The sequence below is a fragment of the Paracoccus haeundaensis genome (genome assembly GCF_006239215.1).
GTDB lineage: Bacteria > Pseudomonadota > Alphaproteobacteria > Rhodobacterales > Rhodobacteraceae > Paracoccus > Paracoccus marcusii.
Window position 1 is genome coordinate 1 of sequence record NZ_VDDC01000032.1, and the last position, 431, is coordinate 431.

At 59.6% G+C, this 431-nt stretch carries 2 pseudogenes; both read right to left on the reverse strand.

Going from position 1 to position 431, the window contains the following annotated elements:
- Nucleotides 1-20 precede the first annotated feature (20 nt).
- A pseudogene (locus FHD67_RS15640) lies at nucleotides 21-323 on the reverse strand (transposase domain-containing protein); the annotation flags it as partial.
- 16 nt (nucleotides 324-339) lie between these two features.
- Nucleotides 340-431, reverse strand: a pseudogene (locus tag FHD67_RS15645) (IS5/IS1182 family transposase); the annotation flags it as partial.

Below are 431 nucleotides of genomic sequence, written 5' to 3' on the forward strand. Positions count from 1 at the left end.
GTAAGCGTCCGGTCTAACCGCTACCCGTTCCAGTGCCATGGCAGCAGTTCATCGATCTTGGTGATTTTGTAGTCCGAGATGCGCGTAAGAGTGTCGGCGAGCCAAGCCTGTGGGTCGACACCATTTAGCTTGGCCGTTTCGATTAGGGTGTAGGCGATGGCGGCGGCCTTGCCGCCTGCCTCGGAGCCGACAAAGAGGTAGTTTTTACGGCCGAGGGCGACGGCGCGCATGCCACGTTCGGCAGCGTTGTTGTCGAGTTCGAGGATGCCGTGGTCGAGGTATGGGCGCAGGCGTTCCATTCTGGTCAGGGCATATCGGATACGGCATCTCGTTCTCGTTTCATAGCCAGAACAAGACGGTTGCTGCGAGGGCGACGGCGGATAGGAATACCTTCGGGCATCGGTCGTAGCGTGTAGCGACCCGTCGCCAGT